The organism is Thermococcus sp. (genome assembly GCF_027052235.1).
Taxonomy (GTDB): Archaea; Methanobacteriota_B; Thermococci; order Thermococcales; family Thermococcaceae; genus Thermococcus.
This window is the reverse complement of record NZ_JALUFF010000037.1, coordinates 28,117-42,492: the sequence shown is the minus strand read 5'-3', so window position 1 is coordinate 42,492 and position 14,376 is coordinate 28,117. Positions and strand designations below refer to the sequence as shown.

At 54.0% G+C, this 14,376-nt stretch carries 7 protein-coding genes; 1 reads left to right on the top strand and 6 read right to left on the bottom strand.

Annotation, left to right across the window (positions count from 1 at the left end):
• Positions 1–91 precede the first annotated feature (91 nt).
• The 6 genes from MVC73_RS04300 to MVC73_RS04275 form a co-directional block, all read right to left on the bottom strand.
• Entirely contained in the window at positions 92–1,498 is a 1,407-nt protein-coding gene (locus MVC73_RS04300) for an MATE family efflux transporter (protein ID WP_297507353.1), read from the bottom strand.
• Positions 1,499–1,657: 159 nt separating this feature from the next.
• Entirely contained in the window at positions 1,658–4,111 is a 2,454-nt protein-coding gene (gene ppsA / locus MVC73_RS04295; RefSeq protein WP_297507347.1) for a phosphoenolpyruvate synthase, read from the bottom strand.
• A 141-nt stretch (positions 4,112–4,252) separates the two neighbouring features.
• Positions 4,253–5,659, bottom strand: a complete 1,407-nt coding sequence (locus MVC73_RS04290; protein ID WP_297507345.1) for a glycosyltransferase family 39 protein — start codon at positions 5,657–5,659, stop codon at positions 4,253–4,255.
• Positions 5,632–6,720: a hypothetical protein gene (locus MVC73_RS04285; protein WP_297507342.1), complete on the bottom strand. Its 1,089-nt coding sequence runs from the start codon at positions 6,718–6,720 to the stop codon at positions 5,632–5,634. Before MVC73_RS04285 ends, MVC73_RS04290 begins: the two co-directional genes overlap by 28 nt.
• Positions 6,710–7,696, bottom strand: coding sequence for a hypothetical protein (locus MVC73_RS04280; protein WP_297507339.1), 987 nt, complete (start codon positions 7,694–7,696; stop codon positions 6,710–6,712). Before MVC73_RS04280 ends, MVC73_RS04285 begins: the two co-directional genes overlap by 11 nt.
• Positions 7,693–8,370: a hypothetical protein gene (locus tag MVC73_RS04275; RefSeq protein WP_366938928.1), complete on the bottom strand. Its 678-nt coding sequence runs from the start codon at positions 8,368–8,370 to the stop codon at positions 7,693–7,695. Before MVC73_RS04275 ends, MVC73_RS04280 begins: the two co-directional genes overlap by 4 nt.
• Before the next feature lie 193 nt (positions 8,371–8,563).
• Between MVC73_RS04275 and MVC73_RS04270 the strand changes: the two genes are divergently transcribed.
• Positions 8,564–14,341, top strand: a complete 5,778-nt coding sequence (locus MVC73_RS04270) for a S8 family serine peptidase (RefSeq protein WP_297507336.1) — start codon at positions 8,564–8,566, stop codon at positions 14,339–14,341.
• Positions 14,342–14,376: the final 35 nt, after the last annotated feature.

Below are 14,376 nucleotides of genomic sequence, written 5' to 3'. Positions count from 1 at the left end.
CCCGTTCAGTATCTCCTCCCTCATCGCCCTGAGCTTTGCCCTCTCCATCGCCACCACGGTGAGACAGTAGTCGAAACGCACCAATAAAAAGCTACTCCTCGATTATTGCCTTCATCCAGCTCCCCCTGAGGAACCATGCGAGGGCAATAACAGCCCCTAAAAAGTTGCTCAGGCCCATACCGAGCCACATTCCGGCAGTGTCTCTCGTTAGAAGGCCCAGCCCGTAGCTGAGTGGAAGCCTTATCCCCCAGAGCCTTACCATCCCGAGCACCATGCTCTTCTTCGTCTGCCCGGCGCTCTGGAAGGTGTTGTTCACGGCCGAGAAGACTCCGAAGAAAGGAAGTGAGGCCGAAAAGTACTTTACAACTTTGGCACTCTCGGCTATAACGGCCGGGTCGTTTATGAAGAACCGGAAGATGGGCACCCGGAAGAATATGAAGAGGAGCGTTCCAACGCCGAGTATCGTAAAGTTTATGGCCATCGTCTTCTCGGCTATCTCTTTTGCCCTATCGTAGAGCTTCGCCCCTATAGCTTGCCCCACCATTGTCCCCATGGCCATGCTTATCCCGTCTGAGAAGGCGAACATGAAGTTGGTAAGCCTGTTGGTTATGCTGTAGGTGGCGAAGGCAACGTCCTCAAAGTTCGGGATTCCATGTGTCTGTCCGTAAAGCCCGCCAACGGTGAAGATGACCCTCGTGAGTATAACGAAGCCCAAAGCGGTAGTGGAGTTCCCTATGCTCGCCGGAAGGCCGACGCGGAAGATTTTAGAGTAGAACCTAACGTCCGGCTTAAGCGTCTCTGGAGTTAAGTGTATCCCCACTTTCCCGGTGAAGAGGAGGTAACCGCCCACGACCGAGCCAACGCTGTTCGAGAACATTGTGGCCACTGCAGCGCCAGTAACCCCCAGCCTAGGGAAAGGCCCGATGCCGAAGATGAGGAGTGGATCGAGAACTATGTTGAGGATTACCGTGGCGATGTTTATCTTCACCGGCGTTTTGGTGTCCCCAACGGCCCTCAGGAGAAAGTTGAAGGCGAAGAGTGTGAAGGAGAATGGTATTCCGGCGAAGATTACCATCGTGTAGCTGAGCGCGTAGGGGTATATTGTATCGCTGACGTTCATCAGACGGAGCAGTTCTGGAGCGAGAAGCACGCCCGTTACTCCAACCGCTGTGGCGAAGATGAGCATGAGGGAATAGAGCGCTCCGGCGGAACGGTTGGCCTTTTCGTATTCTCTGGCACCTACGTACTGGCTCACGAAGGCGAAGCCTGCTGTGGCAAACCCCATACCTATGCTCATGAAGAACCACACGAGGGGCCAAGCGGTTCCTGGGGCTGAAAGTTCGATCCTTCCGAGTTTGCCCAGCCAGAATGTATCGGTGAGGTTGTAGAGAACCTGAACGAGCCTGTTGATTATTAGCGGATAAGCTAACAGGATGAGAGTCTTAACTATCGGCCCGCTGAGAATCTGCTCACGCATCTGCTCCACTTTACGTCTCATTGAGATGGCTATCGAAACGTGGGAATAAAAAGCTTATCGTGGATAAAAGAGCCAGTCACCAAGGCAAAAACGCCGATACCAAGGTCAAAAGTGGTTGTTTGAAGGTTCGAGTTGAAATCGCCCCGCGCTGGAAAGAAAGACAAGAGAAAAGGTAGGAAATCAGAAGTCGAGCTCGTCCTCTTCCTCAAAAAGCCTCTTGCGAGCGGCTTCGAGCTTGATTTTCTGCTCCTCGCGGTAAACGGTCTTCCTGATGAGCTCGACGGCGTCTGGATTGGCTGAGACGCTGTCGATGCCCATCCTGACGAGGAGCCTGACCATCTTCGGGTCGCTGCCGGCCTGGCCGCAGATGCTGGTCTCGACGCCGTACTTCTTGCAGACCTTGATGACGTGTTTGATGAGCTTGAGTACTGCCGGGTGCTTCTCGTCGTAAAGCTTGAAGACGCGCTCGTTGTCTCTATCGATGGCAAGGGTGTACTGGGTGAGGTCGTTGGTGCCGAAGCTGACGAAGTCAAGGCCTTCTTTTATGAGGTCTTCGATTATGAGAGCTGAAGCTGGAGTCTCAATCATGACACCCCACTCGACGTCTTTGTGGGGTTCGAGGCCGACTGAGCGAGCTATCTCTTTAGCTTTCCTTATCTGCTCTGGGTGGCTGACAAGCGGGAGCATGACGCCGATGTTGTCGTAACCCTCATCGACGAGCCGCTTGATAGCCTTGAACTCGGCCTTGAGAAGCTCCGGCTGGTCGAGACCGCGCCTGATGCCTCTCCAGCCAAGCATCGGGTTCCTCTCGACCGGCTCGTCCTCTCCGCCCGGAAGCTCGCGGAACTCGTTGGTCGGAGCATCGAGGGTCCTGTACCAGACGCGCCTCGGATAGAAGGCTTCGACGACCTTCCTGATGCCCTCAACGAGCTTCTCGACGAGCTCCTCCTCTTTACCTTCCTTGATGAACTTGACCGGGTGGGCGCCTATGCCGAGTATCATGTGCTCAGCCCTGAGAAGTCCAACGCCGTCTGCACCGGTTGCTGCAGCCCTCTCAGCCACCTCGGGCATTGAGACGTTGACCTTGACCTCGGTGGCAGTGATAAGCGGAGCGCCTGCGACGACGACCTTGCCCTCGGTCTTCTCTTCCTTCTCCTTCTTGACGAGGCTCTTGACTATGCCCTTGTAGACGACACCTCTGGTTCCATCAACAGTAACAAGCATGCCGTCCTTGAGCTTCTTGGTTGCCTCTTTGGTTCCGACAACGGTTGGGATTCCGAGTTCTCTACCAACTATTGCGGCATGGCACGTTCTTCCACCCTCATCGGTAACGATAGCACTGGCTCTCTTCATTGCTGGAACCATGTCGGGGTTAGTCATTGTGGTTACGAGAACGTCACCCTCTTTGACTTTGTCAATCTCGCTGGCGTCAAAGATGATGACGACCTTACCGGCACCGATACCGGGTGAGGCTCCAAGACCCTTGAGTATGACCTCCATCTCCTCGGTCTCCTCGACCTCCTCGCTCTCGCTTGGCACCTCCTTAAGGGTTGTTATTGGCCTGCTCTGGACGATGTAGAGCTTTCCGTCGTCCTTGTCGTAGGCCCACTCGATGTCCTGCGGATACTGATAGTGCTCTTCAATCTTGGCTCCAATCTTAGCGACTTCAATTATCTGCTCGTCGGTGAGAACCTGCTTCTCAACGTATTCCGGACCGAGGTAGTCGGCAACTTTGACGAGAACAGTACCCTTACCTGTCTCCGGGTTGCGGATGTACATGACTTCCTTCTTGGCGATATACTTTTCTTTTATCTTCCAGGTGCCCTTCTCGACGATATATTCATCTGGAGTAACGGCACCGCTGACGACGGCCTCGCCAAGTCCCCAAGCGGCGTTAATCATTATCTCGTTCCTGTCGTTGGTGACAGGGTTCGCTGTAAACATAACACCGCTGGTCTCGCTGTTAACCATCTTCTGGACGACAGCTGAGAGGTAGACCTTCCTGTGGTCGAAGCCTTGCTTGGCCCGGTAGAAGGTAGCGCGAGCGGTCCAGAGTGAAGCCCAGCACTTCTTGACCTTGTCTATAACGTCGTCATCACCGTAGACATCCAAGTATGTCTCCTGCTGGCCGGCGAAACTCGCCTCTGGAAGGTCTTCAGCGGTAGCTGAGGAGCGAACGGCGACGTAAACGGCTTCCTTCCCGAACCTCTGGCTGAGTTTGTGGTATGCATCCAGAACCTCGGTCTTTATCTCTTCGGGCATTGGGATGCTCTCTATTAGCTCCCTAATAACGGCGGTGTTGTCAAGGAGCTCTCTGCTGTCGTCAACGTTAGTTCTGCTGACTATGTCCATAATCCAGTCCTGAAGTGGTCTTGGCTCATCAGAGGCCTCCTCAAGAACCTCTGTGAGAACGCCGCTCTTGGCTTTTTCTCCCATTATCCTTTCGATGTCACCTTTGTTAAGCTTGACGTTCTCGACGAAGTACTTGTAGGCCTCGGCGGTAACACAGAACCCGGGCGGAACTGGTATTCCGGCGTTGGTGAGCTCGCCGAGGTTTGCACCCTTTCCACCCACGAGGGGAACGTCCTTCTTGCTGAGCTCCTCGAACCACTTTATAAACCTGTATTCGCTCATGGCGATTACCTCCGTTTAATTACTGCGGGTGATATATCGAGCGGTCGTTTTTAAAATTAACTATACAGTGCTGTTCTTTGATGCATAGAAATGAAAATTGGGAAAAACATGTCCATTTAGAAACTGGGGGGATTCAGGCTATCAGAGGAGTCTCTTTGCCACGAACACCTTGAACTTCCCGCCGTAGAACTCCTTCACGAGGACGTAGTTACCGCTCGTGAGGATGTTGAGGTATGTGTTGGGGTCCTTGTGGATTATCACATCGTATTCGGCTTTAGCTATCTTCTCCTCGACACTTTTCTTCTTAAGTATCATCTCAACGTGGGCTCCGGGATAATAGAAGCCTGCCATCGTGTAAAGGTAGGGGGACACCAGAAGCTCACTTCCGGTGTAGTGTTCACTCGAATACCTAAGCACCCTTGAATCGTACTGTCCCACAGCGTTCCAGCGCTCCTTCAGGTGAACCGCGTTGAGGCCAACTGGGATGAGGAGGAGAAGTGACAGCGCGAGAACTGCGGGCTTTTTCCATTCCTTTGGGTTTATCCTCGTTGGGAGGGCTTTTTCGGTCGCTTCAATCATCAACTCGACACCCTTGAAGGCGAGAATTGCCATGACCGGGGAGAGGAAAGTTATGAACCGCGTTTCCTTGTGGGTTACTGTGAGTATGCCGAGCAAACCGACGGAGAACCAGCTGAGAATCAGCCAGCCCTCCTCGTCCTGTCTCAACCTTATGAGGCCGAAGAAAACAAGGACGAGGAAACTCCTTCCAAGGTCTTTTTCGAGCCACTTGAAGTAGGTCGAGACGTCAATGGGCCTGTCGAGGGTAACGACGCGGGAGGCAACTTCGAAGGGCCTTAAAAAGCCCCCGTAGTGAAGGTGGCCGAGGTAGAGCCAGGGGGCAAGGGTGAGGGCCAGAACTCCAAAGCCCAGCCAGTATTCGCGCCTCTTTGTCCATTCCCAGTATTCGGTCAGCCAGAGGTAGAGGAGAAAGACCCCCACTATGGAGAGGCCTGTGTATCTGGTAAGTATCGCGAGGCCCGCCGAGAGGAAGGCTAAATAAATTCTAATCCCTTCCCTTTTTCGTTTTCCCGTGTAGAGGAGGTAAACGGCCAAAGTATAGAAGAAGGTGAACTCGCTGTGGACGAGCTCCCTCGTCCCCATGGTGAAGGCAAGGGGATTGAGGATGAAAAACGCCGAGGCCATTAGGGCCTTTTTCCCGTCCTTAAGCAACTCCAGAGCGAGCAGGAAGGTCAGGACGGCCGTGAGCGAGAAGAAGATTGCCGAGACGAGCCTAGCAACCTTAAGCTGATTGAGCGGATCGTGGAGGAAGTGGAAGAAGAGGGAGAGTGTGTATGGATAGAATGGGGGACGATACATCATGTAAACACCCTGGTATGTGAAGTTCGCCGGGCTCTTCGCGAGGTTCCTGGCTATGTCGATGTAGAGGGCCCCATCGTAGGTCAGGGTGTCCCAGGGGGGAAATGTCACGAGCGAGAGCGCGAGAGCCACCCCAAAGACCACTATTGACAGAGCCTTCTTGTCCTGCAAGATACCACCTCCGTTGGGATTGAGGCAATGGCCATCAATGCCGAGAAAAAGAAGGCGTCCAACCCTATCGGAACCGCCAGGCTGAGGAGGGTTAGGCCCATTACAGTTGTCTCTTTCATCCTTATGGAGTCTCTTAGGGCCATTCCAAGGATTAGACCCTCGACGGGCCCGAGGAGGCCGAGGTCGTAAGCGGGCTGGCCGAAGAGGGTGTAGGTGTAGCCAACGTCCCTTCCAAAGAGATGGCCAACGTAAAGCTTTGGATTGCTGGAGATGAGTATCCATCCCTTTCCCCATGGAAAGCCGAGGTTGAAAAGCCTCTCGTAGACAGTATAGGTAACCCCCGGCCTGTAGAGGATGCTCTCAGCTATGCCCAGATGCCACGTGGAGTAACTGGAAAGGGTGGCGTGATACCTGACGACTAGGGCCAGAGCAAGCCCGAGGGTTATCGCAATGAGCGGGCCGGGCCTCGGCCGTTTTCTTTCAAGGAGCAGACCGAAGGTGTAGGCCAGCGCAACTCCCAAAACAACCGTCCTGAAGGTCGAGATGATCCCTATGGTAATCCCCCAGAGGAGAACCCTCCAGTCTGGCTTAGCCGAGAGCAGAACGACCACGACGTAGCCCGAGGCAAGATACAGAAACCTAAATCTTGAAAACCTGCTTGCCGGTTCCATAATGGGAACACCGGCCAGAAAAACCCCTGAGAGGGGAAGCAGGATGAGGAGGGTGATTCCGAGGGCGTAAAGGGACTTTTTTAGCAGGGTATAGGATTCGCAGAGCACGAAAAAGGCAAGGAGGAAAAACATGGGAAGCGATATCAGGAAGATAACCGGACTGGTCGCGAGAAGAACGGCTGAAAAGAGGGAAAGGTAGGTTGTCCCCCTCACCTTCTCGGGAATCCTTTCCGATATAAAAAATCCCAGGGCCATCGAGGCGAGAAAGGCAAGGGCGTAAGCTAGGGGCAACAGCCCGGGCCTTCCAAGTTCCGGGAAGATAAACTTCGAGAGAAACGCAAGGAGGAGGTAGAGGAGGGCTATGGACCAGAAAAGGTTCTCAGCCCTCACGGACGACCCTCCACCCGCGATAGAGTATGTAAACTGCCAGAAGGAAGAGGGCATAGACCGGTAGGTCGAGGAGTCCAGTCTCAACGCCCACGATACCGTAAGCTAAGGTGGAATAGTAGAGGGCCTTCGTTATTGGGTGCTCAGCCTTGGTCAGCATGCCGTAGTAAAGGCCCAGGAGAAAGCCCTCGATGAGAGCGAAGACCCCAAAGTCCAGGTACATCCCGCCCAAGAGAGTTGGTGTTATAGTTGCCCCTGTGTGGACGTAAAGGAACTTTGCAACAAGTCCCCTGGGGGCGTAGCCGTGTCCGAGGTATGACTTCATCCCCGCCCACTGGAGTGCACCCTTGTAGTAACCGCTCCACCCTCCCCGCCACACTATGACGTCGAGAACCGAGACGGTGCTCTGGATTCTGGTCCAGAGACTGGAAAGCCCGTTACCCCTCAGGAACGTCACGAGGAGGAAGAGGAGCAGGCCCCCTCCCGCTATCCCGGACAGGGCGAGCAGGCTTTTCTTCCCGGGGAGGTTTCTCTCCCGGTAGTATGCTATGCCAAGGGCGAGAGCTGAAACAACGACTGGTGTTCTGTAGGCATAGAGGGCCACTACAACCGGGTAGAGCAGGGAGTAGCGCCTGCCCTTCATAAAGAGGTAGACCGACGACGGGACGCCGAGGAAGTAAGTGAGGGCGGTGAGCCTTGGGTTCAGGTTCGTCCGCACGGCGGGGTTCAGGAGGGGAACCTTGTGGAGCATGCCAATCTGAAGACCGACTATCGCGAGGGAGAGCCAGAAGGCCCAGACGATGTACTTATCCTCAACATCAAGCCCGTAGTCCTTCCATTCGACATTCTTTCCCCTCTCGATTCCCCAGGCTATGAAGATGGCAAAGGCAACGCTCACCGCTATCGTCTTGGGCTCGGCCAGTCCGAGGGCAACGTAGAGCATGAAGAAGAGGGGTATTAGGTGGGGCAGGTCACTCATCCCGCCCTCACCTCTATAATCTTGAGGGGCATGTTCCTCTCCTCCGAGTTGACGTAGAGAATCCCGTAGGCAAAAACGCGATAATCCTTGAGGTCATTCAGGAGGTACTGGACCGGCACCATGTTGGCGGTTAGAATTGCCCCCCTCGACGAGAACTGGTTTATTGTGAGCGAACCGTAGGTCAGGTAGTCGGCCCTGTATTTCAGCTTTCCGATGGTTATGGGGGAGACGTTGCCCTCAACGTATATCTTCCCCGAAAACCTGACAGAGTAAACCTTGCCCTTGGGAATCAAGGAGGAGAACACCTTTTCTCCAATCCCCTCCATCGGTGGAACCTCGTAGAGGTAGACCTTGCCGTGGTGCTCAATCCTTATCAGCCTTGCCTTTACCTCTTCCTTAGTCGCCTCCGGTCCCCCAACTGTCATTGGAGTTCCTTTGATTACGACCGTTATCGTTGAACCCCTGACGCTGAGGAGCGTTCCGGTGATGTTTTTGCCGTCAACGGTCTCTATATGGACTGTGACGTTGAAGCCCTTAACGAGAAGGCCGTAAGCTTTGTTTGCTGCCTCATATATCTCCCCGCCCTGGTAGTGCTGAACCACCTTGTTAATGCCAAGTCCTATGAGGGCTATGACAACTATGAGAGCTACGACTTTGACAGTTTTCATGCTCATCACCTGTTTCTCACGACGGCCTGTTTTTCCACAATGAGTTAAAAAGTCTTTGGCTCCCGTTACAGGAAGTTCCTTGAAGTCCACAAGCGTCTTCTAGAACATTTTCTTGTATACTCAAGTCGAAATATTTATATCGGAGACTGCCTAGGTTTCTAGTGGTTAGTAGTCCTACCATAGGCAGAGGTGGTTTAAAATGAACAGGAAAGCGTTGGGCGTGTTAATCGCCCTGTTGATGGTGGCCTCGCTGGTGCCACTTACGGTGCCGGCTCTGGCCACGAGCGGTTCAGTGCCCCAGAGTACGACAGCCGCTTATGCTCCGTCACCTAAGATACTGAAGGGTGGAACTTCCCAGAGTGCAGTGGCACCTCAGGAAAAAATAAATCCCGTGCTCCTTAAGGCAGTAAAGGGCGAACAGCCTGACCTAATCAAGACGATCAAGGGAGAGCAGTACGTTCCAGCGTATTTCGTTGCCACCGGGGAAGTGCAGGTTCCAAGGGGCGTCAAGGTCTTTGGATACGCGAACATCGATGGCTTTTACGTCTACAACATAATGGTACCCGTTGGCGAGAGGAGCGATGCACTTCTCATAAAGCTCGCTAGCATTCCTGATGTTAAGACGATTGACGTGGTTAAGCCAGAGTTAGTGGGCTCTGGGTCAGTGGAGACTATAAGCGCAATGGAGCTTATGCAAAGCTTTGAGAAGCTTGCAAAACAGTATCCAGAGCTTCAGGTAAAGCTCAATCAGATAAGCGCCCACAGGAAGTTCATAAGCTCCCTTTACGGTAAGAAGGACAAGCTCCCGTGGGAGCTAATTGACAGGAAGAGCCTCCTCAACACCAAGGTTCCGGTTCTCAAGTCCGAGGCCTCCAAAACTCCGAGGCTTGAGCCAGACGACATGTACGTCGTCAAGCACAACGGTGCCATGAACGCTTGGAAGAAGTACGACATCAACGGTAGCGGTGTTAAGATTGCAATCCTCGATACTGGCGTTGACTTCGGCAATCCAGCCTTAATGGATGCTTATGCTGTGGACACCAACAAGGACTCACCCTACTACGGATGGCCCATAATGTACGACCCAGGAAGCCTCTTCCAGTACTTGGCCTTCGGCACGGCGTTTCCGGATGCCCTCTTTAACTACGGCTTCATGAACGAGTACGCCAACACTTCCTATCTCACAGGGTTCTATACAATCCTCAGTGCTCCTTACATAGTTGGTTACTACAACTCAACCTACAACTACAGCGTCGTCTTCTCTGGGATGAGCCTGGCCAGCATACCGAACAAGTCAGACAGGGTAAAGGTTCTCGCTGACATACTCAACTGGGTCGCCTCGAAGAGCGGAGGAATAAGCAGGGTTCTCGTCGTTGACGACGACGGTGGCCAGAACAACGGTGGCAACTACCTTGACTTTGAGAAGTACTACTACGAGGCCCTCGACGCTCTCGGCATTCCATACGACAGGATAACCATCCCCGCCGGTGAGGGCCTTCCAAATGACACCTTCAGCAACTACGACCTCGTCATAATGTTCACCGGTGAGGACAATGAGTCGTTCATTGGAAATGACACCGAAGTTATAGCCAGCTACCTCAAGAAGGGTGGCAATCTTGTTCTCTTCAGTGCCGACTACCTCTACCAGACCCTGAGCGAGCTTGAGGAGAACCAGACCGCCCTTGCGAACTTCACCGTCCAGTACCTCCACATAAACGCCACGGACTCAATGCCCGACATAGGAATACCCACAGTCCTCGACCTTGGAACATTCAACGTCTCGGTCAGGAGGTTTAACAGAGGTATAGGGATGGTTTACGACTACACTGGCTATGGCTTCAACCTCCCATTCCTGATCCCGTCACTCATAGACCTCGCGGATGTTCCCTCCCCAATGAACGGAACTGAAGTCATCGGCGATGGATACATGGCGATACCTGTCATAGCCATACCCATTGGAAACAGCACGTACTACCTCCCAATCTTCGGCGTCAGGCTCCCGATGGACAACAACCTCAACGTCCCGCTCAAGAGCGGTGAGGTTCACCTTGGGTTCCATCCAGACCTGTTCCTGGCCTTCATGAACAACTTCTATCTCGCTCCGAACGTTCTAACGGCCGATCCAAACGAGCCCGGTAAGTACGACGAGGTTTACGTCTCACTCACGACCGACTTTGGAATGTTCGTTGACTTCAACGACGACGTCGGTCATGGTAAGGACAACCCAGTCGTTGCCTGGGACTTGAACGGCGACGGGTTGCCTGACATCTCGGGTGGTCTCGTCTACTACATAGCCGACGGCCAGAAGCCGATACCCTATTCGGACATCTACTACCAGAGGTGGCACCTCGCAGACATGGGCATACCATTCAAGGTTCCTGAGGCGGGAAGTCTGGTAGCATTCATGATTGATTACTTCGGCATACCGCACGGAACCGGATGTGCGTCCTCTGCAGCTGCTAGAGGGGACAGAGTATACTACGATGGAATCAAATTCTCTGGTATAATGTACGTCCCAGCCCAGCCTGGAGAGGAGTACCCAATCTACGGAACTGCTCCTGGTGCGAAGATAATGGCAGTCCCACTGCTCACGACATGGACTTCCAGCGTTGACTGGATGAGCGCGATGTTCTTCGCGACCTCCGGTTACGATGGCATCCCGGATACGGGCGATGAGGCCCAGGTGGTCAGTAACAGCTACGGAAACTCCTACACGATAACTAAGGGCTTCAACTATGACGACAGGTTCCTCTACTACTTGACCCACTACTTCGCCCCGCACGTGGCCATTCTCTACGCGGCTGGAAACGGTGGACCGGGATACGGAACCGTGACTGACGAGGGTGCCTCTCCGGGTGTTATAACCGTTGGAGCAGCAACTGACAGTGGCTATCGCGTCCCGCTTGGATGGGACAGCGGTGAGGTTGCATTTGGCGACGTCATCGGCTGGTCAGACGGTGGGCCTAACGGTCTCGGACAGGCCAAGGACGATGTCCTTGCCACGGGTGCCTACGGTGCCGAGGCTGACTACGTCAATTACCACCTCAACGGAATGTACGCCCAGTGGCTCTTCAGCGGAACCTCGATGGCAACCCCGGTCGCGGCTGGGATAACGGCTCTCGTCTACGAGGCCTACTACAAGGCTCACGGTACTTGGCCAACCAGTGATCTAGTTAGGGACATCCTCAAGAGTTCCGCAGAGAACATAAACACCGACGTCTTCAGACAGGGTGCTGGCTACCTCAACGCGACAAGAGCAGTTGAGCTGGCACTCGGCAAGAACGGAATCCTCATACAGCCCACGAGCTGGCAGCCGGGCAAGACCGACTATCCGGCATTCCCGAACGTGATGTATCCGGGAGAAAGTGCCAGCAAGACCTTCACGCTGACCAACTACGGCTTCATAAAGAAGGTCACCGTTGAGCCAATGGTCTTTGAAAAGATAGGCGAACAGGACTTCAACGTCAACGTCAGCAATGAGAGTAGCGTCTGGATCGACCTGACCCCGTACATACCGTCTGATGCAGAACTGATGAAGGTAACGATGTACTCGACCTACTTTGCCAACCCGTTCGTCAGAGTCTACTTCTATGACCCGACCACAGGAGAGATGACCCGCGTTAACGATGACGGCAAGGAGGGCAACATAGTCTCGTTCACCGTCCACGATCCGCTCAAGAGGGCCAACGGCAGGCTCGTCCTCCTCAGGGTCTACCCGGACGAGAACTATCCGGCGACCATAAAGGTTGAGTTCTTCAAGCGCGAGCCCTGGAAGTGGGTCACGGTCAACGGAAAGCAGAGCTTCACGACCAACTTCACCGGAAAGCTCACATTCACCGCCACGATAACCCTTCCGAAAGACACACCCTACGGAATCTACGAGGGGGCAATCTACGTTAAGTACGGCAACCACGAGTCGACAATACCTGTGAGCGTTGTCGTCGCCTCTCCGAGCGCGGACTTCGCCTTTGGTGGAGAGAACAGGACAAGCAACGGCCTCTACGACAACTCCTACGTCTACGGCGTCTACGACTGGGGATGGAGATACGAGACCGGTGACTGGAGGTTCTTCTACTTCAACAGTGAGCACGAGAACGGGGTCATAGTCACAGACCTGATGTGGGATCAGCCGGGTGACATAAACGTTCACCTCCTCGGCCCGCTCGTTGACAGCTGGAGTGTCAGCAACGCCAGCGTCTTTGGACCCTACACCCTTGAGGAAATCGCACAGGGATGCGAGGGTTATGCAGGGGGAGGCTTCTTCGAGCCGTGCACCGAGACAGGAAGCTACTTCGAGGAGATAGTGAAGGCACCCGCGAGCAAGGGACTGCACTCCATAGTGCTACACAACATCTTCCTGTACCCGCTCTTCGGTTATCCAATGAAGTTCGCCGGCCATGTTGGTGTCGCCTACACGAAGCCGATGGAGTGGAAGGTCTTCGCTAACACTTCCACCGGCACTGGTGAGATAGCCGTTCATGTCCCAGACTTCCTCGGCCCGATAAGGACGGACAAGCCCTTCGGCTACATTTCCGAGACGACACCGTACCTCAACATCGTTGCTCCGCCGACAGGAAACAGCACCTACTTCAACTTCACGGTGCCCAACGACACGATGAGCATAGACATAACCACGGAGTCAGTATTCCCACCCAACATACTGGACGTTGACTTCTTCCTCTACTACAACAACAGTGGAACTCTTGAGCTGGTTGCCTCTGCAACCACATGGGGAACCAACGAGCACATCCACGTGGACAACCCAATGCCCGGCCAGTACATCCTTGAGGCATACTCATGGGACAACGAAGCCCCGGGAGAAGCGACCTTCAGCATGTACATAACCGAGGTAGTGCCCACCGACAGGATTGGCGTTTACAACGTCACATACACCGGTGACGGTGACTACGTTATAGAGACCTACTACAACATAACCAACACTACCATCCCGTTCAAGGGCTTCCTCGTGCTCGGCACAATCAAGAGATGGCCACTCATGACGGTTCCGGTGACGATACTGCCTGCCCAGGCAAAGACCGACATCGCTGTCACAACCTTTACCTACACCGGCGACGTTGAGCTCGGAGGCGACCTCAACATAACCTACGCAATCAAGAACCTCGGAGAGGTCGATGCACCGATAACCGTGGAGTTCTACAGGGACGGAGCTGAGATACCGTTCCTTACCTACAACATAGTCCTGCCAGCCAACTCAACCCTCGTGGACAGCATCCCACTGCCGATTACCGATACCGAACTGCACGAGTACATGATAAAGGTCACCAGCCCGCTCGACTACAACGACTCCAACAACGCCGGTGTCTTTGCCGTGAGACCTGTCACGGAGCAGACCATTGAGGAGGCTAAGGAGACTGGTGCAGAGGTCGTCAACGCCCTCAACGGTGAGGTCAAGATACTCAACATCACGAGAAACGAGACCAACGAGGGTGGTGTCGTCAACATCACCTTCGAAGGCGACCACGGAACGGTGGCTACCCTCTACGTCTCGATACCGTCGAGAATACATAACTACACCGTTACCGCAACTGGCGCGGACGTCCTTGACTACAAGGTCGTCGAGGACGACGGAACCACCAAGGTCCTTGAGGTGACCGTCCAGCTCCACAGCGTCGGTACGATTGAGGTTAAGTACACCTACCCGGTCTCAGTCCTCAGGACAACGACGATGACCCTCATGATGCTCAACTACATGTACTACCACAACTTCGTCAGGTACAACGAGACCTTCAGCAAGCTGTACCAGAAGGCCCTCACTGCCGGAATAGACAACGAGACCCTCCAGAAGGCGGAGGAGCTCTACAAGATGGCGATTGCAGAGTACCGGGAAGCCACCACCGCCTCAGGAGGTGCGGTAGTCCTCAACCTCGGCGATCCGAGGGTCTTCATACACCTCAGAAAGGCCTACGCCTACCTCAAGGAGGCCATTGACCTCCTGGAGGGAGCGGGAGTTTCCTGAACTCCCAAATTTTTTAACCTCTGCTTTCCCTTTTC

Coding starts and splice junctions, on each gene's coding strand:
- MVC73_RS04300 (WP_297507353.1), bottom strand. CDS start 1,498: ATGAGACGTAAAGTGGAGCAGATGCGTGAGCAGATTCTCAGCGGGCCG.
- ppsA (WP_297507347.1), bottom strand. CDS start 4,111: ATGAGCGAATACAGGTTTATAAAGTGGTTCGAGGAGCTCAGCAAGAAG.
- MVC73_RS04280 (WP_297507339.1), bottom strand. CDS start 7,696: ATGAGTGACCTGCCCCACCTAATACCCCTCTTCTTCATGCTCTACGTT.
- MVC73_RS04275 (WP_366938928.1), bottom strand. CDS start 8,370: ATGAGCATGAAAACTGTCAAAGTCGTAGCTCTCATAGTTGTCATAGCC.
- MVC73_RS04270 (WP_297507336.1), top strand. CDS start 8,564: ATGAACAGGAAAGCGTTGGGCGTGTTAATCGCCCTGTTGATGGTGGCC.